This window comes from Exiguobacterium sp. SH5S4, from assembly GCF_004337045.1.
Classification (GTDB): Bacteria; Bacillota; Bacilli; order Exiguobacteriales; family Exiguobacteriaceae; genus Exiguobacterium; species Exiguobacterium aurantiacum_A.
The window spans coordinates 161410-184410 of the sequence record NZ_SJUQ01000001.1; the positions used below are offsets into that span (position 1 = coordinate 161410).

A 23001-nucleotide genomic window follows, 5' to 3' on the forward strand; every position below is an offset into this window, starting at 1 on the left:
ATGTACACAACAAAAGAGTTAGAACTTTTGGAATTGCTTGAAGAAAAAGGATACCTCGAGACGAAGTTGCTCGCGGACTTGCTCGCGACCGATGAGGCGACCGTCGAAACGATGCTCGAGAAGTTTAAAGCGGACGGCATCTTGCTCGGTTTCCGGGCGATGATCAACTGGCAGAAGATCAACCGTCACGATGTCACGGCGTTCATCGACGTCAAAGTCACACCGAAGCGAGGTCGCGGGTTTGACGAGGTAGCCGAGCGGATTTACCGCTTCCCGGAAGTGACGGCTCTCTATTTGATGTCGGGCGCGTACGACCTGCAAGTCGTCATCCGGGCGAGTTCGCTCCAAGACGTGGCGTCGTTCGTCTCGGATAAACTGTCACCGCTTGACTCGGTCGTGTCGACGACGACCCACTTCAAGTTGAAGACGTACAAGCATGACGGTATTTTGTTCACCCCGCAAGTCGAAGACAAACGGTTGAACATCACGCCATGAAGTCGCTATCGAATCAAGTCGTCTCGATGAAGCCGTCTGGCATTCGCCGTTTCTTCGATTTGGCACAGACGATGGAAAATGTCGTCTCTCTTGGGGTGGGAGAGCCGGACTTCATCACGCCATGGAACGTCCGCGAAGCGAGCTACGCGGCACTCGAGCAAGGCTATACGGCTTATAGTGCCAACGCGGGCCTACTCGAGCTGCGTGAAGCGATTGCTCGTTACATGACCGACCGTTTTGACGTCACGTATGACCCGGCGACCGAACTGATCGTCACGACAGGGGCGTCTCAGGCGCTCGATATCGCCTTCCGTGCTTTATTGAACCCAGGTGACGAGGTTCTCGTCGTCGAGCCAGCTTTCGTCTCCTACGGGCCGCTCATTGAATTAGCCGGTGGGACCGTCGTCCCGGTCGCTTGTCGTCCGGAATCCGGGTTCCGCTTGAATCGGGACGACGTCGCAGCAGCGATCACGGAACGGACAAAAGCGATTTTGCTCTGCTTCCCGTCGAACCCGACCGGTGCGACGATGACGGGCGACGAACTCGCCGAAATCGCGGAACTCGCTACGAAACATGATTTGTGGGTTGTGAGCGATGAGATCTACGCAGAGCTGTCTTACGATGCCCCGTTCACGAGCTTTGCGACGCTCCACGACATGCGCGAGCGGACGATCGTCATCAACGGTTTCTCAAAAGCGTTCGCGATGACCGGATGGCGCCTCGGCTTCACGTGTGCACCGGAAGTCGTGACCCGGGAAATGCTTAAAGTGCATCAGTACGGCATGATGTGTGCGCCGACGCTCGTCCAATTTGGAGGGCTAGAGGCGCTGCGCAGCCGTGACCAACACGTCCCGAAGATGGTGAAGAGTTATCGCCAGCGTCGTAACTATTTTATCCAGGCGTTAAACGACGCAGGTCTCCCGACCCACGTCCCGGGTGGTGCGTTCTATGCATTCCCGTCCATCCGCCATACCGGGCTTTCGAGCGAAGAGTTCGCCGAACGGTTGCTGCTTGAAGAGCGAGTGGCGGTCGTTCCGGGCAATGCGTTCGGAGCGAGCGGGGAAGGCTTTGTCCGTGCGAGTTATGCGACGTCGATCGAGCAGCTTCAAGAAGCGATCCGCCGTATCGATCGGTTCATGAAACAGTTTGAACTGGCAACATCAACGACAGACTCTCAGCGATGAGGGTCTGTTGACGTTTTGACGATAAGGTTAACGGTGATCGCGCCTCGCCACGACCGAATATCGACCGATTATTCTAAAATGGGTTGAACGATGTAACATAAAATGGGAAGATAAACGAAAGTGGCGTGTGAATATAGATTATGGGGTCGAGATTGAGGGCGGATTAGAAGGTAAATGAGTGAGGCACCCGAACCTTGAACATTCGTACGAACCGACCGCGACGGACTTGGGGATATCGGTCGGTCGATTCGCGATGAGTTTGGACGAGATGGCTAGTGGGGATGTCTATGACATCGGCTAGCAGCGGACGTTTGCGACATCTTAAAACAAAAAAAGGGCTAGGCGTTAGCCTAGCGGAATCAGGGGGGAATACTTGAAGTCTTGCTTGATTTGTATTTACCCTGAGGTGCGACTTTGAAACGTCAAAATAATCCTAAATAATCTTTTTTACTATTTTCTACACTTTATCGAAAAAAGTATGTTATAGTAAGTTGATGAATTTAGCATAGGAGTGTTTGTAATGGCAAAATACGAAAAAGATCAAGTTTTAAAAGGTAAAGTAACAGGAATTCAACCTTTCGGTGCGTTCGTCGCACTCGACGACGAGACACAAGGTCTTGTCCACATCTCTGAAATCTCACATGACTACGTGAAAGACGTGAACGAGTACGTTCAAGTCGGCCAAGAAGTTGAAGTGAAAATTCTTGATGTTGATGAAGCATCTAAGAAAATCAAGCTTTCAATGAAAGCGACACAAGAAGCACCAAAACGCGAGAAGTCGGCTAAGCCAGCTCGTCGTGGCGCACCACGCCGCAACGAAGCTTCAAACTTCAAGCAAGAAGAAGCGCCAGGCTTCACAGTCCTCAAGGACAAGCTCGAAGACTGGATCAAAAACACGAACTTCAAAAAGTAAGTGATGAAAGGCGGCCTATTCCAAATAGGTCGCCTTTTTTTTGTACAGGAAATTGAATAGACGTTCCCGAAAGAGATTAGAGAAAGGAGTGGTCTACATGAAGATTGGAATCATCGGGACAGGGGGCATCGCCACAAACGCACACATCCCGCATTACATCGCGGCCGGGGCGGACGTCGTCGCGGTCATGAACCGGACACGGGAGCGCGGGGAGGCGGTTGCCCGTCAGTTCGGGGTTGAACGGGTTTATGACACGGTAGCAGACATGCTCGATAGCGAGCAACTTGATGCGGTCAGCGTCTGCACACCGAACGCCCTGCATAAAGACCATGTCATCCAGGCGCTCGATGCCGGTTGTCACGTCCTTTGCGAGAAACCGCCGGCCATTTCGGAGCGTGAGGCGGACGAGATGTTACAAGCGGCCAAACGGGCCGGCCGGACGCTCCACTACGGCTTCCATTTCCGGCATCGGACGGACACGCAACTGCTGAAACGCTTGATTGACTCAAATGAACTCGGTCACATCTATGCGGCGACCGCGCTCGCCCTAAGGCGCCGTGGCATCCCAGGTTGGGGCGTGTTCACGGACAAGGAGCTCCAAGGAGGCGGGGCGCTGCTTGATATCGGCGTCCATATGCTCGACCTCGCCCTCTATTTGATGGATTATCCGAAACCGGTCGACGTGATCGGTCATGTCGGACAGTATCTTGGGACGCGTCCGGGTGTCGGGCTGATGGGGGACTGGGACGCCGACAACTTCTCGGTTGAAGACACGGCCCGGGCGATGATCACGTTCGAGAACGGGGCCTCTCTCTTTTTAGATGCGAGCTTCATGGCGAACATCGGGCCGAAGGATACGATGAACGTGGAACTGAGAGGGACAATCGGCGGGGCATCGTTGTTCCCGCTCACGATCCACACGGAAGAACATGGCGCTCTGTTTGACAAGACGCCGGCTCATTTGACGTTACAAGACCCGTACGCGACACAGATTCGCTCCTTCCTTGAGGCGTGTCGGCATGAGCCGTCATACGAGCAGGCCGAACAGGCGGTCCTGCTTCATCAAATCATCGACCGCATATACAGTCAGGGCTAATCACTTTTCAATCCAGAAAAACAGGGTATATAGTGTAGGTGTTACATATTTTTGAAGGAGGATGACTTATGCACAACTTTGAATACAAAAACCCAACGAAATTGATCTTCGGGACGCATCAGATCGAGAAGCTCACAGGGGAGCTCAAAGCGCTTGACGCGAAGAAAGTGATGCTCGTCTATGGAGGCGGGAGCATCAAGAAGAACGGGACGTATGAGGAAGTCGTTGCTGAATTAAACAAAGCGGACATCGAGTTCGTCGACTTCTCAGGTGTCGAACCGAACCCGCGGATTGAAACGGTGAGACGCGCGGTCACGAAAGCGCGCGAAGAAGGCATCGACGCCTTGCTCGCGGTCGGCGGCGGTTCAGTCATCGATTGCACGAAATTGATCTCGGCAGCGATCCCGTATGACGGCGACGCATGGGACATCGTCCTCCGTGACCATATCCCGACTGAAGCGGTACCGTTCGGGACGGTGCTCACGCTCGCGGCGACAGGTTCTGAGATGAACTCCGGTTCGGTCATCACGAACTGGGAGACGCAAGAGAAATATGGTTGGGGCCACCCGCTCGTCTATCCGACGTTCTCGATCCTCGACCCGCGCTATACTGTGTCGGTGCCGAAAGACCAAACGATCTATGGCATCGTCGACATGATGAGCCATTGTTTCGAGCAGTACTTCCACCCGAACCACGCTCCGGTCCAAGAGCGGATGACCGAAGGCGTCTTGAAAGCGGTCATCGAGTCGGCACCGAAGCTCGTCGATGACTTAGAGAACGTCGACTTACGTGCCATCATCTTGTTCGCAGGCACGATCGCCTTGAACGGGGTCTTGCAGATGGGCGCTTCTGGCGACTGGGCGTCGCACAACATCGAGCACGCCGTTTCGGCTGTCCATGACATCCCGCACGCCGGCGGCCTCGCCATCCTCTTCCCACGCTGGATGGAGCACGTCCTTGAAGAAGACAACGCGGCACGGTTCGCACGACTCGGGACAGAAGTATTCGACGTCGAACCGGGTGCGACCGACGTCGAGACGGCGAAACGCACGATCACAGCGGTCCGTGCCTTCTTCGACCAACTTGGTGCGCCAAGTTCGCTCCGCGACTATGAGATCGACGAATCGACGTTCGAGGCGATCCTTGATTCAGCGATGAAACGTGGAGCGTTCGGACGTTTCCGTACACTCGAACGCGAAGACGTGGCTACGATTCTCGAGCTGAGCAAATAAGGCGATTTGATGCCTATTTTGCAATAATGATTGAACGAATCCGTCGTTTCCGTTTATGATGGGTCATGTATGGCTCTTAGATGAGCGATTTAAAGGAGGAAATGCCATGTCAACAGTACGTTTCGATTATTCTAACGCCCTGTCTTTCGTCGGGGAACACGAAGTCGATCAAATGCAAGAAACGGTGAAAGCACTCCATTCGGTCATCCACGACCGGAGCGGTGCCGGCAGCGATTTTCTAGGCTGGGTCGACCTTCCAACGAATTTTGATACGGATGAGTTCGCACGTATCAAAGCGGCCGCTGAACGAATCCGCGACAACTCAGACGTCCTCGTCGTCGTCGGAATCGGTGGGTCGTATCTCGGCGCTCGTGCAGCCATCGAGATGCTGCAACATTCATTCTTCAACGTGTTGTCAAAAGAGGAGCGTAACGCCCCGCAAGTCTTCTTCGCGGGCCACAACATCTCGTCAACGTACATGACGGAGTTGCTTCAAGTACTCGAAGGCAAAGAAGTCTCAGTCAACGTCATCTCAAAATCGGGAACGACGACAGAGCCGGCAATTGCTTTCCGTGTCCTCAAGCAGTTCATGGAAGAGAAGTACGGCCAAGACGGCGCACGCGAGCGCATTTATGCGACGACAGACCGTGCCCGTGGCGCTTTGAAGACGCTCGCTGATGCAGAAGGTTACGAGACGTTCGTCATTCCGGACGATGTCGGTGGACGGTTCTCTGTCCTCACACCAGTCGGTTTGCTTCCAATCGCGGCGGCAGGCATCGATATCGATGCCCTCATGGAAGGTGCGCGTGACGCGGAAAATGCCTACAGTTCACCTGAACTTTCAGAGAACGAGGCGTACCAGTACGCGGTCGTCCGTAACGCCATGTATGCGAAAGGTAAATCAATCGAACTTCTCGTCAACTACGAACCGGCACTCCACTATGTATCAGAGTGGTGGAAACAGCTTTACGGCGAGTCGGAAGGCAAAGACAACAAAGGGATCTTCCCGGCGGCAGTTGACTTCTCGACTGACCTCCACTCGATGGGACAATACATCCAAGAAGGTCGCCGCGACTTGTTCGAGACGGTCATCCGTGTCACGAACGTCCGTCACGCGTTGAACGTCCCTGAAGACGCACAAGACCTCGACGGCTTGAACTTCCTTGCCGGTGAGACGATCCAATTCGTCAACGACAAGGCGGCAGAAGGAACGCTCCTCGCCCACACGGACGGAAACGTGCCGAACCTCGTCGTCGAATTGCCAGAGATGACGCCATATCATCTCGGCTACTTGTTCTACTTCTTCGAGAAGGCGTGCGCGATGAGCGGCTACATTCTCGGAGTCAACCCGTTCAACCAGCCAGGTGTTGAAGCATATAAAGCGAACATGTTCGCGTTGCTTGGAAAACCAGGTTACGAGGAACAAAAAGCTGAGCTTGAAAAGCGCTTAAACCAATGATTTATTGTAGGTCCGCCTCGGCGGGCCTATTTTTTTGTTTGAAACTAGGGTGAGACAAGGTAAAGTGAGAGTAGACACGGGAAAGAAAGGGATGGACTATGTTGACATTCACGGACTACTATCACAATAAAGTCGAGTTGAGCTTCGAGCACTATCCATTTTCGGATACGCCGCTTCACGTCTGGGTCGTCGCCCGCTATGCGGACAAATGGGTGCTCACGAAGCATAAGCAGCGCGGACTCGAATTTCCGGGAGGGAAAGTCGAACCCGGAGAACACGAGGACGACGCGGCGATTCGGGAAGTGTACGAGGAGACGGGAGGTGTCGTCAAGACGCTCCATTATTTAGGGCAGTACCGGGTGCTCGGGCGTGGTGACACCGTCATCAAAAATATTTATTTTGCGGAAATCGAACGGTTCGAGGATCATCCGGCCGTCGATGAGACCGACGGGGCCGTCTTGTTGGACACGTTACCGACGAACCTGCTCCGTAACGGCCGCTACAGTTTCATGATGAAAGATAAAGTGTTGCCCGAAACGATGAAAGTACTCCATGACAAAAAGTTGGTTTGATCGAGTCGACGTCCTGCCTCCTTATGCGGGATACCCCGTTCATCGAGGTTGGTACGAGACGAGTGACGGGGAAGAAATCGTCGCCTACACGATCACGCCAAAACGCCCGAACGGCCAGGTGCTGTTTTATTTACGAGGCGGCACCGGGAGGATCGGCGACGTCCGGTTGCCTCGGCTAATGCAATTCGCGGCGAAAGGGTTCCATGTCGTGGCGCCGGTCTATCGCGGGAACCACGGGGGAACCGGAAAAGAGGATTTCGGAGGCGCCGACTTAGAGGACGTCGTGTCTCTGTATGACCGCGTTAGCCGGACGCACGAGACGATCCACGCCCTCGGCTTTTCCCGGGGCGGCATGATGGCGTTGTCGCTCGCATCAAAACGTCCCGTCACGTCGGTCACGTCGTGGGCGGGTGTGACGAATTTGGAATGGACGTATGAAGAACAGCGTTCGATGCGGAAGATGTTGCGCCGGATGACCGGGGGAGACCCGGCGGCGGTCCATGAGGCGTATGTCGAACGGTCTCCGCTCTTCAAAGACTGGCAGGCGCCGACGCTACTCATTCATGGGACGGACGACGAGCAAGTCCGGCTTCGTCATGCGACCGCCCTCGCCGACAAGATTGGTTCGCAAGCAGAGCTTTGGATCTTGCCGTTCGCCCATCAGCTCCCGTTCTGGGAAAAATGGAAGACGACGGACCGAGCGATGGATTGGATGTTGGCGATTGCAAGAAAAAATGACTAGTACCCGAGCGGGGTACTAGTCATTTTGAGTTAGAAGACGATTGGGCCGGCCGCGATGACCTTCTCACTCGCTTTCGTGAATCGTTTAAAGTTTTGTTGGAACTTCAAGGCGAGCGCTCGCGCTTCGACATCGTAATGAGCCGTATCTTTCCAAGTGTCACGTGGGTTGAGCACGTCTTGTGGGACGCCGTCGATATGGACTGGGATGTCGACGTTGAAGATGTCGTGCTTCACAGTGTCGACGTCACGCAATTGACCGTTGATCGCGGCGTTCACCATGGTCCGTGTGTAGCTGAGCTTCATACGCGACCCTTCACCGTAAGCCCCGCCGGTCCAACCCGTGTTGACGAGGTAGACGTCGACGTTATGCTGTTCGATCAACTTGCCGAGCATGTCGGCGTATCGTTCCGGGGCGAGCGGCAAGAACGGTGAGCCGAAGCAAGTCGAGAACGTTGCTTGTGGCTCGGTCACGCCGCGCTCCGTCCCGGCTAGTTTTGATGTGTAGCCAGATAGGAAGTGATACATCGCCTGCTCTTTCGTCAACTTGCTGATCGGCGGGAGCACCCCGTAAGCATCGGCCGTCAAGAAGACGATCGTGTTCGGGTGACCGGCCCGTGAAGGGAGCATCGCGTTATCGATGTATTGAATCGGATAAGCTGCTCGCGTATTTTCGGTGAGCGAGATGTTTTTGTAGTCGGGTGAGCGGTCTTCGTTCAAGATGACGTTTTCGATCAACGATCCGAAACGGATGGCGTCATAAATTTGAGGTTCGTTCTCACGCGACAAGTTGATCGTCTTGGCGTAGCAACCGCCTTCGATGTTGAAGATGCCGTCTGGTGACCAACCGTGCTCATCGTCACCGATGAGATGCCGTTCCATATCGGCCGATAGCGTCGTCTTTCCCGTGCCCGATAGTCCGAAGAAGAGCGCCGTCTCCCCGGCGTCCGAGACGTTGGCCGAGCAATGCATCGACAAGACGTGCTGTTCAGGTAATAGGAAGTTCATGACCGAGAAAATCGATTTTTTAATTTCGCCGCCGTATTCTGTTCCCCCGATCAGAATGGTACGTTTGGCGAACGAGACGAGGATAAATGTTTCTGAGTTCGTCCCGTCAACTGTTGGGTCGGCCTTGTAGCTCGGTGCATAAATGACCGTGAACGGGTCAAACGCAGCTCTCGTCGGCCACTCTCGCAAGAACAACTGCTTCGCGAACAAGCTGTGCCACGCGTACTCGGTGATGGCGCGTACAGGTAGCGTGTAGTGCTCGTCAGCTCCAGCCGAAGCTTCGAGATAATACAGCTTCTGTTTCGTCTCGAGATGGGTGAGGACTTTGTCGAGAAGAGCGGTGAACTTTTCTTCTGCGATCGGCTGATTGATCGGCCCCCAGTCCACTAACGAGTTGCTGACTTCATCTTGGACGACGAATTTGTCTTTCGGTGACCGTCCTGTGAATTTCCCTGTACTGACCGATAAAGCCCCGTCTTTCGTCAGTACGCCTTCACCGTTACGAATGGCTTCTTCCACCAGTTCTGGAACCGTTAAGTTCCGTAATACATCGGCACCCTTAATTAATTCTTCGATTTTCAGGAGCGTAGTCGCCATCCTGAATCCCACCTTTCCCCTAAATAGATGTGGATGAAATCCGCATACTTCCGCGTTTAATTAGTATGACATTTTCATTATATGTGACACACTAATCGAAAACAAGCATTTCTTTACCCTTTAAAGTAAGCGCTTTCTTACAAAGACATTCTAACATATTCTGTATAAGCGGGGAGTGAAAAAACGGAAACCGTCAAAAAAATGTTTGATATTTCACAAACATAAATGATTTCCGTGATTACGAAGAAATTTACAAATTAAGCAGATACGCTTGACAGAACGGTATGGCATTTATATGATGGTGTTCGTAACGGATACTCTTATTCTGAGCGGTGGAGGGAACAAGGCCCTACGAAGCCCAGCAACCGTCCGATCCTGTAGTCTTTTTCGGAAAAGGTGCTATCCTGAAGCGAAGCGACAGCTTCGAACGATAAGAGGGTAAGGAAGAACGATTCAACCTTTCCCATTGAACGTGGCGAAAGGTTTTTTTCATTACCGTCCCAAAGCAACGCGTAAGGGGAACGAGTACCGTCCACACATCACCCTTATTAATAGGAGGTTTTTCGAAATGTCAAACTTGAACCGTCGACTTTTCACTTCGGAGTCCGTCACTGAAGGACATCCGGATAAAATTTGTGACCAAATCTCAGATGCGATTTTGGATGCAATTTTGGCTGAAGATCCAAACGCCCGCGTTGCGGCTGAGACGTCTGTAACGACAGGTCTCGTGCTCGTAGCTGGTGAAATCACGACATCGACTTACGTGGATATCCCGAAAGTTGTACGTGAAACTGTTCGTGAGATCGGCTACACGCGCGCCAAATATGGTTTTGACGCTGAGACTTGTGCTGTACTCACAGCAATCGACGAGCAGTCAGCAGACATCGCACTCGGTGTCGACCAAGCGCTCGAAGCTCGTGAAGGTCAAATGACTGACGAAGAAATCGATGCGATTGGTGCCGGTGACCAAGGCCTCATGTTCGGTTATGCAACGAACGAGACACCTGAACTCATGCCGCTCCCAATCTCACTCGCTCACAAATTGTCACGTCGCTTGGCAGAAGTCCGCAAAAACGGAACGCTCACTTACCTTCGTCCAGACGGTAAGACGCAAGTAACTGTTGAATACGACCAAGACAACAACCCGGTCCGTATCGATACGATCGTCATCTCGACGCAACACGCAGAAGACATCACGCTCGAGCAAATCCAAGCGGACCTTAAAGAACACGTGATCGCAGCAGTCATCCCGGCTGAACTCATCGATGCCGAGACAAAGTACTTCATCAACCCGACTGGCCGTTTTGTCATCGGTGGACCACAAGGTGATGCAGGTCTTACAGGACGTAAAATCATCGTCGACACATACGGTGGATACGCTCGCCACGGCGGTGGTGCGTTCTCAGGTAAAGATCCTACCAAAGTTGACCGTTCGGCAGCATACGCGGCCCGCTACGTGGCGAAAAACCTCGTGGCAGCTGGACTTGCTGACAAAGCGGAAGTTCAACTTGCATACGCGATCGGTGTCGCACACCCGGTTTCAATCGCGGTGGACACGTTCGGCACTGGTAAATTGAGCGAGACTGAACTCGTTGAACTCATTCGTGAGAACTTCGACCTTCGTCCGGCCGGCATCATCAAGATGCTCGACCTTCGTCGCCCGATCTACAGACAGACAGCAGCTTACGGACACTTTGGTCGCACAGACGTTGAACTCCCATGGGAGCAGACGGACAAAGCGGCATTGCTTGAAGAAGGCGCAAAACGTTTCGCATAAGCATAAAAAAACGACCTTTCGCGAGAAAGGTCGTTTTTTTATTATGCTTGTGGTTTATTTTCGTTTGTTGCGTTCTCGTTGCCGAGTGCTGTATCTTTCGCCTCGACGACTTTCTCACCAATATCTTGCAAATCTGATTTTGTTTCCTGGGCCGTCTCGACGACTTTGTTCACGTCTTCTTTGACCGTGTCGACTTCACCGACAACTTTTTCATAGACGTTTTGCACATCGGTCGACACTTCTTGAATCATACCTGACGCCGATTTCACTTGCTCGATGACTTGAGACGCTTTACCGGCCGGATCTTCTTTGATCGTGTCGACGAGACCGCCGACAGACGACTTCGCATTCGTGAGCGACTGTTTCGTCGTCTCACGGTTCGACGAGCTAAGTAGGGCGATCAGACCGCCGACGAGCGCACCGAGAAGCATCCCGGTCACGACGTTGATTCTAGGACCACCCGAGTTGGTTTGGTCGAATTGGCGATTCGGGTTGTTGGCGTTATCTGCGTGTGGATCGTTTTGTAATGTTGGTTCCATGTCTAAACACTCCTTTGTAAGTTGGCATTGGTACTCATATACCCTAGTTAAAATAGAAAATAACGTTCTGCTTTATTTCGACACGAAAAAGTAATAGAAGGGCAGGATATTTTTTACGTGATGGGGAATGATAGTACTAGATTGGCCAAAAGGGGGAAGCTGTTATGAAGATGCGGGAAGCCGTACCAGAAGATGCCGCCACGATTCGAGATATCGCACTTGCGACCATCAGTGTGACAGATGACGTTCGGTCTAAGGTGATGGAGCGCGCCTATCAACAAGAAGAGATCGTCCGGGCCATCGGTTCGAGTGAAGAAGCGAAAGAACAGTTGTTCATCGTCGGTGAGGCCGAAGGAGACGTCATCGGGTTTTACCATGCGATCGACCGCGGTGATACTTGGGAAGTGCTTCGTCTCTATCTTCATCCGGCTCACCATCGCCAAGGACTTGGGGCAGAACTGCTGACACATCTCCAAGAGCGGAAGGCGCAGCCGATCGAGCTGTATGTCGAGAGTTCGAACGAGCAGGCGATCGCGTTCTTAAGCCATCAAGCGTTCACCGAACTGAACCGAATTCAAGAAGAAGTGTATGATCAACCGATGGAGCTTATCCATTTGCGCTACGACCCACGCTAAGACTCCAGACGGATTTTCTTTCAAACATCAGTCAGCGGCTGATGTTTTTTGTTAGAATTGATGAGACATATACTAATAATGAGGTGACAGCATGACATATGAAGAAGAATCACGAAAAGGGGTTATCGTGATCGTTTACCCGTTGCAGTTCACGTCCCGGCTCAGCGAAGCATTTTTGCAGCGACTCAGTGTCGACTATGAGGTGCTTGTCGTGACCGGACAGACGGTCGGACTGACGGCAGAAGACCATAAACAGCTGATCAAGAACACGCTACGGGAAGCGAGTCAGTCCAAACTACCGATTCACGTCATCGCCTTCAGTCTCGGGGCGCTCTTGACGAACCGCCTCCTGCAAGAGTACGACGTGCCGCTCGGGAGTTTGACATACATCTCCCCGCTCTTTGATTGGCATTCGTCCCGCCAAATCGGCGGGCTCAAGCAAGTCGTCGCCAGTGCGGTCGACCGGTTCCGCCCCGATTTGCCGCTCAGTATGATGACGTTCACCGGCGGCGGGGAAGAGTCGTCTCGTTTCGGCGAGATCACATACGCGCAGTACCGCGAAATCGAAGAAGAGATCGTCGAGCATCAAGAGGAGAAGAAACATTTACCTCGCTTACCGCTCGCTTGCTTCTACGCGCCGGACGATCGTTTCGCCGACGTGAGGCTGACGTTGAACGTCTGCCGCAAAATCGGCGGCGATCAAGTCTACATCCGTCGGCTCGAAGGGTTCCCACACTTTGGCTATGAACGGCTGAACACGAAGTTCGCGGAGACGCTCATCACGTTTTATGAATTGATTCGGGAATAGACAAAAGGCGACTCACGCGAGTCGCCTGTTTTCATGCCCGTTTTTCGATCGCCACGATGAATGGGGGATGATTGATTTGATTGACGAAGCCGTAACGGAGGACGCCGGCTCGTTTTTGGTCGAGTGCCTCGGCGTACGCGAGCACCTCGTCCCGCTCGACTTTCCCGCTCTCATGACCGTGATAGATGACGACGACGATGACACCGCCGACGGCCATCACGTCGAGCAATTGCTCGAGGGCGTCGATCGTCGTGTTGCCGGTCGTTGTGATCGACTTGTCGCTCCCAGGCAAGTAGCCGAGATTGAAGACGGCCGCCGTGATCGGACGGGTTTCATCCGCGACGACCGCCTTGACCGTGTCGTGGCTGTCGTGGACGACCGAGACACGATCAAGCAGATCGGCGGCGGTGATGCGGTCTGTCGTCGCCTTGACTGCCGCCTCTTGGACGTCAAACGCGTAAACGTGACCGCTGCCGACTCGTTCTGCTAGAAACAATGTATCGTGTCCGTTGCCGGCCGTCATATCGACGGCGACGGCACCGTCTGTAACGTGTTCACTTAATAGATGCTTCGCGAACGGTAAAACTCTCATTAATCCCATAGATCTCATCCTTCTTTTTTCCTTGGAAGGAATCACGACGTTCCAACTCGGCGTTGATGGCGTTCAAAACGGCCATTTTGTGCCGGCTCCACGTCGGTCCGATCAATAAGTCGGGTGGACCGTCGCCCGTCAATCGATGAATCACGATCTCAGGCGGTAAGTACTCGAGCTGATCGCAGACGAGCGAGACGTATGTCGTCTCGTCCATGAGTTCGAGCAGCCCTAACTCGTATTGTCTGGCGAGCGGCGTCTGTTTTAAGACGTGGAGCAAATGGATCTTGATTCCTTGTATGTCCATTTTAGCAACTTCTCGGGCCGTGTCGAGCATCATGTCTGGCGTTTCGCCAGGAAGACCGTTGATGATATGGACGCAGACGGAAATGTTCCGGCTCCGCAGTTTCGCGAGACCGTCGAGGAACGTCTTATAGTCGTGGCCCCGGTTGATCTTTTTCGCGGTTGAATCATGGATTGTCTGCAGGCCGAGTTCGACCGTGAGTGACGTCCGCTCGTTCAACTCAGCGAGATAGTCGACGACGTCGTCTGGCAGACAGTCGGGTCGTGTCGCGATCGACAGACCGACGACGCCTTCTTCTACGAGTGCCGGTTCGAACAGTTCGCGCAAGCGCTCTACGGGTGCGTACGTGTTGCTGAACGCTTGGAAGTAGGCGATATACAACGCATGCTTCCATTTCCGATGCAGACGGGCCGTGCCTTCGGCGAACTGGACCGGGATCGGATCACAGGCGTTGCCGGCAAAATCGCCGCTGCCGTCATCCGAACAGAACGTGCAGCCGCCTTTTGAGACGAGGCCGTCGCGGTTCGGACAAGTGAAACCGCCATCGAGCGGGACTTTGAACACTTTCTCGCCGAATTCGCGACGATACGCTTCATTTAATTTGTGAAATCTAGCTTGGCCAAACGGGTTATTCAATGCTATCCTCTCCTTCCTTGCTCATGCTATCACAAGGTGGGGCTTGCTTTACTTCATAATAAGTAATTTTTCTTGACAGTTATGTAGCGTTCCGTTAGCTTGGAGAAGGACTCATCACAGATTCGGCCTTCGTGCCGGATTTTTTATCGTTTAAAGGAATGAAAGGAGTAACGGGTATGAACAATAAAATGCCGATTTCGGTATGGATTCTAGTCATTGCGATGGCGCTCAATACAACGGCGGCGTCTTTTTTATGGCCATTTAACACACTCTATATTAATGGATATTTAGGCGAGTCGATGACGCTCGCAGGTATTGCGCTGCTCGTCAACTCAGCGCTCGCCATCGCGGGTAACTATATCGGCGGGACGTTGTTCGACCGCATCGGCGGGAAGCGGACGCTCGTCATCTCGGTCGGGCTGTTGCTCGCGAGCTCGCTCGGCTTCTTATTGTTTCATGCCACGTTCTTCGGGTATTTGGCATGGCTCGGTTTGATCGGGTTCTCGGGAGGACTCGTCTTTCCGACCGTGTACGCGTTTGCCGGTTTGATCTGGCCTGAAGGTGGCCGGCGCTCGTTCAACGCGATCTACGTCGCCCAAAACGTCGGGGTCGCCCTCGGGACGGCGATGAGCGGTCAAATCGCGCGAATCAACATCGAGTGGATCTTCTATGCGAACTTCTTCTTGTCGGTCCTTTTCGTCGTTGTGCTGCTGTTCGGCCTGCGTTACTTAAAAAACCCGGGTCGCCCAATCGTCCAGTCTCAGCTCGAGGCCGCGGCGACGACGCTCTCTGGCGCGACGATGAAATCGATGTGGTTTGTCGCCATCGGTTATGCCGCACTCTGGTTCGTCTACGTCCAGTGGCAAGGGACGATCGCCGTCCATTCGAAAGACCTCGGTGTGACGATCAGCCAATATTCATTGCTGTGGACGGTCAACGGGGCGTTGATCGTGTTCGCCCAACCGCTTCTCAACCGGGCGCTGCGCTACTTTGAAGACGATTTGAAGCGCCAACTCGTCGTCGGTGCCATCATTTTCCTAGCTGCTTTCATCATCGTCCCGTTCGCGGGAGGATTTACGATGTTCATGGTCGCGATGATCGTCATGACGATCGGTGAGATGTTCATCTGGCCGGCTGTCCCAACGATTGCCGCAAAACTTGCACCTCTGGGTAAAGCCGGACAGTTCCAAGGTCTCGTCAACATCGCCGCGTCGGTCGGGCGGATGATTGGACCGACGCTCTCAGGACTCACGTTCGATTTACTCGGGATGAACGCTGTATTTGGGTTGCTGCTTCTACTCATTGTCACGGCGCTGTTCTTCTTTATGAAAATTAGTTCGTTGAATCGTCAAACTTGATCCGGATGTCACATCAACCGCGTATCCAATTCGCATGAGGTATTGCAATCTCATGTAAAATTCATGTAAAATATAGTCAGAGGATCCTTTCACATAATCGTTCCGTCGTTCCGTCGTTTCCTGTTTCTAGCCGATGAGGAGATGTACACCATGAACGAAGAAGTCAATTTACTCGTGCTCGCGACCCAATACATGTTTTGGGTCGGGTTTGTCGGAATGGCCGCCGCGACGCTCTATTTTCTAGTGGAACGAAACAGCCTTGACCCAGAATATCGTTCTGTCGCCACGGTCGCTGCCTTGGTCACGTTTGTCGCTGCCATCCATTACTTTTTCATGAAGGACGCCGTCGGGGATTCGGGACTGTTGTCTGAGGTCACAGGTTTCCCAACCGAGATTCGTTATATCGACTGGCTCGTGACGACACCGCTCTTGCTCGTGAAGTTCCCGCTGCTACTCAGTTTGAAAGGGAAGATGAAGTCTGGATTGCTGACGAAATTGATCGTCGCCGACATTATTATGATTGTTTCGGGATATCTCGGTGAATCGTCGATCAACTTGAACGGTGGCTTCACGCAACTTGGATTGTGGGGCTATCTAGTCGGTTGTTTGGCCTGGATCTATATCATCTACTTGCTGTTCACGAACGTTACGAAAGCGGCTGAATCGTCGCCGGCCCCGATTCGGAAAGCGCTACTCAACATGCGCTTGTTCATCTTGATCGGTTGGGCGATTTACCCGATCGGTTACGCGGTCACGCTGTTCGCGACCGGGGTGGAGGTTCAGCTAGTGCGTGAGCTAATCTACAACGTCGCCGACTTGGTCAACAAGGTCGGGTTCGGATTGATCGCTTTCTTCGCGGTGAAAACGATCTCGACGCTCAAACAAATTAAAACGTGATTGTAAGTTCACATTGACGTGGTTTTTTATCTTGCGCTAAAATGAAGAGGTGAGATGAAAATTGCGTTGATAAGGAGTAGTATCGTAGCGTCGATATTGTAGAGAGCCGGTGGTTGGTGTGAACCGGTATATGGACCGCGAGAACTCGCCTTGGAGCTGTTCGCCTGAACGAAAAGTAAGGTGAACCGAAGTTACGCCTCGTTACCGGCGTCTCAAGTGGCAGACATGCAACATGGGTGGTACCGCGGAGAGCTTTCAAGCCTTTCGTCCCATTTACCGGGGCGGAGGGCTTTTTATTATGCAGAGGAGGAAGAAATTTGAGCTATTTTAAACATCAAGACATCGAGCCGAAATGGCAAAAGCGTTGGGAAGAGAAAGATTCATTCCGGACGACGGAAGACCCGGACAAGGATTGTTTCTACGTCCTCGACATGTTCCCATACCCGTCAGGAGCCGGACTTCACGTCGGTCACCCGGAAGGTTATACGGCGACAGATATCATCGCCCGCATGAAACGGATGCAAGGCTATAACGTCCTTCACCCGATCGGTTGGGACGCGTTCGGTCTTCCGGCTGAACAGTACGCCCTCGATACAGGAAACGACCCGCGCGAGTTCACGGAGCGTAACATCGGGACGTTCCGCCGTCAGTTGAAAGACCTCGGCTTCTCGTACGACTGGGACCGTGAGATCAGCACGACCGACCCGAAATACTACAAGTGGACGCAATGGATTTTCACGCAGCTCTATGAGCGTGGCCTCGCCTACGTCGACGAAGTGGCGGTCAACTGGTGTCCGGCCCTCGGTACGGTACTCGCTAACGAGGAAGTCATCGACGGATTGTCGGAACGTGGGAACCATCCGGTCTACCGCGTCCCGATGAAACAGTGGGTGCTCCGCATCACGCATTACGCGGAGCGGTTGCTTGATGATTTAGAAACACTCGACTGGCCGGAGAGCGTCAAAGAGATGCAACGCAACTGGATCGGTAAATCGGTCGGCGCCGAAGTCGACTTTAAAGTCGACGGGCACGATAAAGTCGTGACTGTATTCACGACGCGGCCTGATACACTTTACGGAGCGACGTACGTCACACTCGCACCGGAGCACCCGTTCGTCAAAGCAATCGCGACGCCGGAACAACTCGACGCGGTCGAAGCGTACGCGGAAGAAGTCTCGAAGAAGACCGATCTTGAACGGACTGACCTCGCTAAAGAGAAGACGGGTGTCTTCACGGGCGCATACGCGGTCAATCCGGTCAACGGGGAAAAACTTCCGATCTGGATCGCTGACTATGTCTTGTCGACGTACGGTACGGGTGCGGTCATGGCCGTACCGGGCCACGATGAGCGGGACTATGAGTTCGCGAAAACGTTTGACCTCCCAATCCGCGAAGTCGTCAAAGGCGGTAACTTGGATGAGGCGGCTTACACGGAAGACGGCGAACATGTGAACTCAGGAGCGCTCGACGGTCTCAATAAAGTCGATGCCATCGCCAAAATCATCGAAGAACTCGAACTTGCCGGTACGGGCCGGGCGAAGACGACGTATCGTCTCCGCGACTGGTTGTTCAGCCGTCAACGCTATTGGGGCGAGCCGATCCCGATCGTTCATATGGAAGACGGGACGCTCAAGACGGTATCGATCGAAGAGCTTCCGCTCGAACTTCCGATCATCGATGAGATCAAGCCATCAGGCACAGGTGAGTCGCCGCTCGCGAACGCCGACGAGTGGTTGACGTACACAGACCCGGTGACGGGTGAAAAGGGTCGTCGTGAGACGAACACGATGCCGCAATGGGCCGGCAGCTGCTGGTACTACATCCGCTACATCGATCCGCATAACGAAGACATGATCGCCGATCCTGAGAAGTTGAAGCGCTGGCTCCCGGTCGACTTGTACGTGGGGGGGACGGAGCACGCGGTCCTGCACTTGCTATACGCGCGTTTCTGGCACAAAGTGCTCTACGACATCGGGATCGTCCCGACGAACGAGCCGTTCCAAAAGCTCTACAACCAAGGTATGATTCTCGGTGAGAACAACGAGAAGATGTCGAAATCAAAAGGCAACGTCGTCAACCCGGACGATATCGTCAAATCACACGGTGCCGACACGCTTCGTCTCTATGAGATGTTCATGGGACCGCTTGACGCGGCCATCGCTTGGTCGACAAACGGCCTTGACGGGGCACGTCGCTTCCTCGACCGTGTCTGGCGTTTGTTCGAACAAGCGAAACTCGAAGACGTCGCTGCGACGGCCGACTTTGAGCGCACGTACCATCAGACAGTGAAAAAAGTGACGGAAGATTACGAGGCGCTTCGCTTCAATACGGCGATCTCGCAACTCATGGTCTTCATCAACGAAGCGTACAAACAAGACACGTTACCGAAGCAAGAGATGGTCAACTTCATCAAGATGCTCGCTCCGGTCGCACCACACTTGGCTGAAGAGTTGTGGGAGCGTCTCGGGATGGAAGAAGAATTGACGTATGCGGCGTGGCCGACGTTCGATGAGTCGAAACTCGTCAGCGATACGATCGAGGTCGTCATCCAAGTGAACGGTAAGCTCCGGGCGAAGATGCACGTGACGCGCGACGCTTCGAAAGAAGCGCTTGAGGCGGAGGCACTCGCGAACGAGCGTGTACAAGAGTTCACTGAAGGAAAAACGGTCCGTAAAGTGATCGTCGTCCCAGGTAAACTCGTCAACATCGTCGTAGGATAAGTTAAGGAATGTGTGACATTGTCACACGTTCCTTTCTTTTTGGGGATGCCGTTTTCTTTTTGAGGCGGTTTTGTTACACTAAAGGGCGACACTGAATATAAAGGGGACTAAGCGTCCATGAAACGATCTTACGTACTGTACACGACATTGTTTGCGGTCGTGGTCGGCGTGATTCTTTGTTACGTGTTCGTTTTTTCAGACGAAGACATTCAAAGCCAAATCGCTGCGACATTTGAAAAGATTGAGATTCAAACGAGTCATCAAGCGACGTCGATGCCTCCGGTCGAGGCCTCGCCAGACGAAGAAGACATCGATACGACCGATGCGCTCGAACAAATACAGAATATCGACGAGGTTTACTATAGCGACACAATCGGGGCTTATTTGGTCTTGACGAAAGACCACGACTTCTTTGAAGTGAGCGGAAACGCGAATCGAGTGAACGCTTCGCTCAAGCTCGAGACCGAGAATCAATCGTTCCCGCTCGGTGACTTTATCGGGATGCGTATGATTGCAGAAGATAAAATTTATGCCGTTACATCGACCGGTGTCATCGTGACGATCGCGCGAGAAGAAGGACGTTGGATGGAGCGCGAACGAAAAGCAATCGCCGGGCTTGTCTCAACCGATCGGCTGTTCGGGCTCGGGTACGACAAAGAGACGGAACGGCTCATCATCATGAACCGCACGGCAGCGACACCGGATATCGAACTCATCTACGTTCAAGAACGGATTATGAAGGCGGAAACGCCGGAGGAAGCCGAACCAGCAACGGATGAACCAACCCAATCGGCTGAAGAAACGATCGAGACGGATGCTGTCTCTCCGGAAAACGAGGCACTTCAATCGGAAGGAACGGAAGAAACAGAAGACGTCGAACCGTTGACGGAGTGGACGATTGAATCACGCAAGCCGCTCACGACGGAAGGGATGAGCGCCTCGATTCAACAGAAGTTTGAGAAGTTCCGTGGGGTCGGTCTTGTCGAACGGCAAGGACGGATTTACGTCCTCGATTCGGAGGAACTCGTGTTATACACGGTCAACCCAGGCGAAGGGACGATGAACGGTCAAATGGTGACGCCTCGCGTCTACGGTTCGACCGGCATGTTCCTGCAAGACAATGAAATTTTTGCAATCGTACGACCAGACGTGTTCGATCTTGACGCGTTCGTCTCGGTCGACTGATAGGAGCGGATCAAATGAGTAAACGTTATTTTTATGAAGAAGTACGTCAGTTTCACGAAACGTTCGGTCACCCGGAAGCAAGCGTGCCGAGCCCGCTCGAACTTGACCGGGCCGTGAAACGGTCGGTCTGGACGGCAGAAGAAGCGGTCGTCGAATTTTTGCACCAGTCAGCCCGGACGGAAGACGAGTTTTTGCAAGCCGTCGCGACGTTCCAACAAGGGTTTGAGAAAGCCGTGCACAAATCGCTCCAAGAAGCGCCGCCGACGAACGACGTCGACCGGCTCGTCGGTCAAGGGGACGCGCTCACGGACGCACTCTATTTCGTGATGGGGAGTTTCGTCGAGCTCGGGCTCGACCCGGTGCCGCTGTTTGAAATCGTCCAGCGTGCCAACATGGCGAAACTCGGCCCGGACGGATTGCCGATCCTGCGCGCGTCAGACAATAAAGTCATGAAGCCTGAAGGGTGGATGCCACCTGAGCCGGAACTCGAGGCTGAGGTCCGTCGCCAAATGGCAGAAAAATAAGAGAGCGTGGTCACTAGGACCACGCTCTCAGTTTGTTGATGAACCAAATCGTAAAAAGCGATCTGGTTCATCTTTTTTTATGTTCGAGGGCCTTGAGGCGCTCTGCCTAACATAAAATTGAAGTCGAGTCCGCAGTAGCCCGATGTCGACCGTTTACGTTGCTCGTCAGACGGCGCCGGCGCCCCGACTCCTGCAGGAAAGCAATCCGACGGAGACCCAGCAGCGACGTTAGTCGCGATGCGGCTCCGGGATTGCCTGCGGAAAGCGTGGGCGCCGATAGGACGAGCGATATCACTCCTGTTAGTCCACGCTCTCTTTACGTTGTAGGCTCGAGTGTGGAGAATTCCGCCGCATGTGACCCGGCGCAGTGGCCGGTCGTGAAAGCGGCCGTAATGTTATAGCCGCCCGTGTATCCATGAATATCGAGCACCTCGCCGGCGAAGAACAAACCGTCTGCTTTCTTTGACATCATCGTCTGCGGGGCGATCTCTTTGACCGAGACGCCACCGCCCGTGACGAATGCCTTATCGAAGTCGAGCGTACCGGTCGCGTGCAGTTCGAACGTCTTGAGACGCGTCGCGAAATCGATGACCGATTGTCGTTTCAACTGGCTCGCGTCTTCTTCGCCGAAAGCGAGTTCAGCCAAGAGGAGGTCGAGCATCCGTTCCGGGATGAACCCTTTCCAGACGTTTTTGACGGCACGTTTCGGCTGGGCTTGCACTTGATCCCATAGCGATTGAACGAGCTCGTCGCGCGCCATGTCTGGGAATAAGTCGAGTGACAGTGCGACGACCCGTTCTTTGCTGCGCTTGCGTTCTTTGATCGTATATTGACTGCATCTAAGTGCGATCGGACCCGAGATACCGAAGTGGGTGAAGATCATGTCGCCGCGGTGCGTCTTGATCGGCTTGCCTTTTTTACCGTGCACGGTGAGGGCGACATCACGAAGCGACAGCCCTTGCAACTGTTTCGTCCCGATGAACGAATCGTTCAAGAGGATCGGTACCTCGGTCGGGAATAGTTCTGTGATCGTGTGCCCCGCTTTCTCGGCCCACGGGTACCCGTCGCCGGTCGAACCAGTGTGGGGGACGGATTGTCCGCCGACGGCGATGACGCAGGCTTTGGCCTCGATTCGTTCCCCGTCTTCTAGCTCGACCGCCTCGAACTCATTTGCTTCATTAAAATGGAGCGTTTTCACTTTCGCGTTCTTCCGACTCTCGACCCCGAGCGAATCGATCGCTCGGAGGAGCGTGTTGACGACGTCCTGAGCTTTATCCGTCACCGGGAACATCCGGCCGTTGTCTTCTTCTTTCAACGGGATGCCGAAACCCGTGAACAAATCGATGATGGACTGGTTATCGAACTGGGCGAGGGCGCTATATAAAAAGCGGCCGTTCCCAGGAATGAACTGAATCAACTCGTCGACCGGTTTCCGGTTCGTGACGTTACAACGCCCGCCGCCTGAAATAGCGAGCTTGCGTCCGAGCTTAGAGCCCTTATCGATCAAGAGCGTGTTCGCTCCGGCTTTCGCGGCGGCGTAGGTCGCCATCAGGCCGCTTGGGCCTCCTCCGATGACGATGACATCTTTCATCATAGTATCCCTCGTTTCTGTTTCAAATCGACACGTAAAATTATCGTAACTTTATTATCCGCAACAGTAAGAGTATAATGAGAAACGGTCGTTTTGTAAAACTAGGACATTTCAAACGTTGTATGAATAGATGGAGGTATC

General features: G+C 53.4%; 22 protein-coding genes, 1 riboswitch and 1 other annotated feature. Of the genes, 17 read left to right on the forward strand and 5 right to left on the reverse strand.

All coding sequences use genetic code 11. The features are described from left to right. The 9 genes from EVJ32_RS00775 (at position 1) to EVJ32_RS00810 (ending at position 7693) form a co-directional block, all read left to right on the forward strand. Entirely contained in the window at positions 1 to 495 is a 495-nt protein-coding gene (locus EVJ32_RS00775; protein ID WP_131455968.1) for an Lrp/AsnC family transcriptional regulator, read from the forward strand. Further along, a complete protein-coding gene (locus EVJ32_RS00780) occupies positions 492 to 1679 on the forward strand; it encodes an aminotransferase (RefSeq protein ID WP_131455970.1) in 1188 nt (395 codons plus the stop codon). Before EVJ32_RS00775 ends, EVJ32_RS00780 begins: the two co-directional genes overlap by 4 nt. Before the next feature lie 178 nt (positions 1680 to 1857). Continuing rightward, positions 1858 to 1980: a hypothetical protein gene (locus EVJ32_RS16425; RefSeq protein ID WP_255417545.1), complete on the forward strand. Its 123-nt coding sequence runs from the start codon at positions 1858 to 1860 to the stop codon at positions 1978 to 1980. Between the two features lie 219 nt (positions 1981 to 2199). Next, positions 2200 to 2592 carry a S1 domain-containing post-transcriptional regulator GSP13 gene (yugI, locus tag EVJ32_RS00785; RefSeq protein WP_016509788.1) on the forward strand — a complete coding sequence of 131 codons (393 nt, stop codon included), beginning with the start codon at positions 2200 to 2202 and terminating at the stop codon, positions 2590 to 2592. A gap of 97 nt (positions 2593 to 2689) precedes the next feature. Continuing rightward, a complete protein-coding gene (locus EVJ32_RS00790; protein WP_201738326.1) occupies positions 2690 to 3688 on the forward strand; it encodes a Gfo/Idh/MocA family protein in 999 nt (332 codons plus the stop codon). 68 nt (positions 3689 to 3756) lie between these two features. Continuing rightward, positions 3757 to 4920 carry an iron-containing alcohol dehydrogenase gene (locus tag EVJ32_RS00795; protein ID WP_131455975.1) on the forward strand — a complete coding sequence of 388 codons (1164 nt, stop codon included), beginning with the start codon at positions 3757 to 3759 and terminating at the stop codon, positions 4918 to 4920. Positions 4921 to 5026: 106 nt separating this feature from the next. After that, complete coding sequence (locus EVJ32_RS00800; protein ID WP_071397875.1) at positions 5027 to 6379, forward strand: glucose-6-phosphate isomerase; 1353 nt, start codon at positions 5027 to 5029, stop codon at positions 6377 to 6379. Positions 6380 to 6477: 98 nt separating this feature from the next. After that, complete coding sequence (gene ytkD, locus EVJ32_RS00805) at positions 6478 to 6951, forward strand: RNA deprotection pyrophosphohydrolase (protein WP_070328784.1); 474 nt, start codon at positions 6478 to 6480, stop codon at positions 6949 to 6951. After that, positions 6932 to 7693 carry an alpha/beta hydrolase family protein gene (locus EVJ32_RS00810; protein WP_131455977.1) on the forward strand — a complete coding sequence of 254 codons (762 nt, stop codon included), beginning with the start codon at positions 6932 to 6934 and terminating at the stop codon, positions 7691 to 7693. The genes ytkD and EVJ32_RS00810 overlap by 20 nt, the downstream gene beginning before the upstream one ends. 29 nt (positions 7694 to 7722) lie before the next feature. Here the strand turns inward: EVJ32_RS00810 and pckA are convergent, their stop codons facing one another. Beyond that, positions 7723 to 9294, reverse strand: coding sequence for a phosphoenolpyruvate carboxykinase (ATP) (gene pckA / locus EVJ32_RS00815; protein WP_131455979.1), 1572 nt, complete (start codon positions 9292 to 9294; stop codon positions 7723 to 7725). Positions 9295 to 9611: 317 nt separating this feature from the next. After that, positions 9612 to 9731, forward strand: a riboswitch (SAM riboswitch). A gap of 131 nt (positions 9732 to 9862) precedes the next feature. Between pckA and metK the strand changes: the two genes are divergently transcribed. Continuing rightward, a complete protein-coding gene (metK, locus tag EVJ32_RS00820; RefSeq protein ID WP_131455981.1) occupies positions 9863 to 11071 on the forward strand; it encodes a methionine adenosyltransferase in 1209 nt (402 codons plus the stop codon). A gap of 41 nt (positions 11072 to 11112) precedes the next feature. On the opposite strand, the gene EVJ32_RS00825 is transcribed toward metK, so the two are convergent. Next, on the reverse strand, positions 11113 to 11610 hold the full coding sequence (locus tag EVJ32_RS00825) for a YtxH domain-containing protein (RefSeq protein WP_131455983.1): 498 nt from the start codon (positions 11608 to 11610) through the stop codon (positions 11113 to 11115). A 164-nt stretch (positions 11611 to 11774) separates the two neighbouring features. Here EVJ32_RS00825 and EVJ32_RS00830 point away from each other — a divergent pair, with 164 nt between their 5' ends. Together EVJ32_RS00830 and EVJ32_RS00835 are read left to right on the forward strand one after the other, a co-directional pair. Continuing rightward, positions 11775 to 12245: a GNAT family N-acetyltransferase gene (locus EVJ32_RS00830; RefSeq protein ID WP_071397869.1), complete on the forward strand. Its 471-nt coding sequence runs from the start codon at positions 11775 to 11777 to the stop codon at positions 12243 to 12245. A 91-nt stretch (positions 12246 to 12336) separates the two neighbouring features. After that, the gene (locus tag EVJ32_RS00835; protein ID WP_131455985.1) at positions 12337 to 13053 is read left to right on the forward strand and encodes an alpha/beta fold hydrolase; all 717 of its coding nucleotides are present in this window, start codon (positions 12337 to 12339) and stop codon (positions 13051 to 13053) included. A 31-nt stretch (positions 13054 to 13084) separates the two neighbouring features. Here EVJ32_RS00835 and mnmM read toward each other — a convergent pair whose 3' ends face one another. Both mnmM and mnmL read right to left on the reverse strand, forming a co-directional pair. Continuing rightward, the gene (gene mnmM / locus EVJ32_RS00840) at positions 13085 to 13654 is read right to left on the reverse strand and encodes a tRNA 5-(aminomethyl)-2-thiouridylate-methyltransferase MnmM (RefSeq protein WP_131455987.1); all 570 of its coding nucleotides are present in this window, start codon (positions 13652 to 13654) and stop codon (positions 13085 to 13087) included. After that, positions 13608 to 14585, reverse strand: a complete 978-nt coding sequence (gene mnmL / locus EVJ32_RS00845; protein ID WP_131455989.1) for a tRNA modification radical SAM protein MnmL/YtqA — start codon at positions 14583 to 14585, stop codon at positions 13608 to 13610. The genes mnmM and mnmL overlap by 47 nt, the downstream gene beginning before the upstream one ends. A gap of 176 nt (positions 14586 to 14761) precedes the next feature. Between mnmL and EVJ32_RS00850 the strand changes: the two genes are divergently transcribed. The 5 genes from EVJ32_RS00850 (at position 14762) to EVJ32_RS00870 (ending at position 21269) form a co-directional block, all read left to right on the forward strand. Beyond that, positions 14762 to 15943 carry an MFS transporter gene (locus tag EVJ32_RS00850; protein ID WP_131455991.1) on the forward strand — a complete coding sequence of 394 codons (1182 nt, stop codon included), beginning with the start codon at positions 14762 to 14764 and terminating at the stop codon, positions 15941 to 15943. A 150-nt stretch (positions 15944 to 16093) separates the two neighbouring features. Next, positions 16094 to 16840 carry a bacteriorhodopsin-like gene (locus EVJ32_RS00855; protein ID WP_131455993.1) on the forward strand — a complete coding sequence of 249 codons (747 nt, stop codon included), beginning with the start codon at positions 16094 to 16096 and terminating at the stop codon, positions 16838 to 16840. 57 nt (positions 16841 to 16897) lie between these two features. Next, positions 16898 to 17115 (forward strand) — a binding site (T-box leader). A 42-nt stretch (positions 17116 to 17157) separates the two neighbouring features. Then, positions 17158 to 19560: a leucine--tRNA ligase gene (leuS, locus tag EVJ32_RS00860; RefSeq protein ID WP_131455996.1), complete on the forward strand. Its 2403-nt coding sequence runs from the start codon at positions 17158 to 17160 to the stop codon at positions 19558 to 19560. Positions 19561 to 19677: 117 nt separating this feature from the next. Beyond that, a complete protein-coding gene (locus EVJ32_RS00865) occupies positions 19678 to 20745 on the forward strand; it encodes a hypothetical protein (RefSeq protein WP_131455998.1) in 1068 nt (355 codons plus the stop codon). A gap of 14 nt (positions 20746 to 20759) precedes the next feature. Continuing rightward, the gene (locus EVJ32_RS00870; protein ID WP_131441468.1) at positions 20760 to 21269 is read left to right on the forward strand and encodes a pyrophosphohydrolase domain-containing protein; all 510 of its coding nucleotides are present in this window, start codon (positions 20760 to 20762) and stop codon (positions 21267 to 21269) included. A 316-nt stretch (positions 21270 to 21585) separates the two neighbouring features. Here EVJ32_RS00870 and EVJ32_RS00875 read toward each other — a convergent pair whose 3' ends face one another. Continuing rightward, a complete protein-coding gene (locus EVJ32_RS00875) occupies positions 21586 to 22863 on the reverse strand; it encodes a BaiN/RdsA family NAD(P)/FAD-dependent oxidoreductase (RefSeq protein ID WP_131456000.1) in 1278 nt (425 codons plus the stop codon). Positions 22864 to 23001: the final 138 nt, after the last annotated feature.